The sequence below is a fragment of the Streptomyces montanisoli genome (genome assembly GCF_017813245.1).
Lineage (GTDB): Bacteria > Actinomycetota > Actinomycetes > Streptomycetales > Streptomycetaceae > Streptomyces > Streptomyces montanisoli.
Genome location: NZ_JAGIQL010000387.1, coordinates 1 through 714, shown reverse-complemented (window position 1 = coordinate 714; position 714 = coordinate 1). Strand labels below are relative to the sequence as shown.

The 714-nt window shown below is 76.6% G+C and carries 1 pseudogene; it reads left to right on the top strand.

Features of this window, described 5'->3' with window-relative positions:
- Positions 1-102: 102 nt before the first annotated feature.
- Positions 103-510: pseudogene (locus JFN87_RS33300) on the top strand (DciA family protein); the annotation flags it as partial.
- Positions 511-714: the final 204 nt, after the last annotated feature.

Below are 714 nucleotides of genomic sequence, written 5' to 3'. Positions count from 1 at the left end.
CCCCCCCCCCCCCCCCCCCCCCCCCCCCCTATTATCAAGGAGAAGACAGCATACAAGAAAGATGGGTGACAAGAGTTAAGACGAGAGCACTACGGATCTGGCCGCGGCGGCGGCCTCAGGTCCGGCGCGCGCGCGGACGGACGCGACCCGCTGCCGCTGGGCGCGGCCATCAACCGGCTGATCACGGAGCGGGGCTGGGAGGCGCCCGCCGCGGTCGGCGGGGTGATGGGCCGGTGGCCGCAGATCGTCGGCGAGGAGCTGGCGAAGCACTGCGTGCCGGAGCGGTTCGACGAGGCGGACGACGCGCGCGTGCTGACGGTCGTCTGCGACTCCACGGTGTGGGCGACGCAGCTGCGGCTGCTGGCGCCCCGGCTGCTGGCCCGGCTCAACGAGGACCTGGGGCACGGCACCGTACGGCTGATCAAGGTGCTCGGCCCTTCGGGACCGCCCCAGCGCTACGGCCGCCTGCGCGCCCCGGGCAGCAAGGGCCCGGGCGACACGTACGGCTGACCCCGCGGTGGGGCCGCCGCGGGCGCGACGCTGGCCCGTCGGCGCCCGGCCCTCCACGCGGCGGGCGGATCGGGCCGGACGGGGCGGGCTTCCGTCTTCCGGGCGGCCCGGGTCCTCCACGCGCTCGTCCGAGCGCCCGTCGGCACGGATCCGGGTCCTCTGGCGCGCGGGGGCGGCCAGGGACGGGACGGCAGCGGGGCCAGC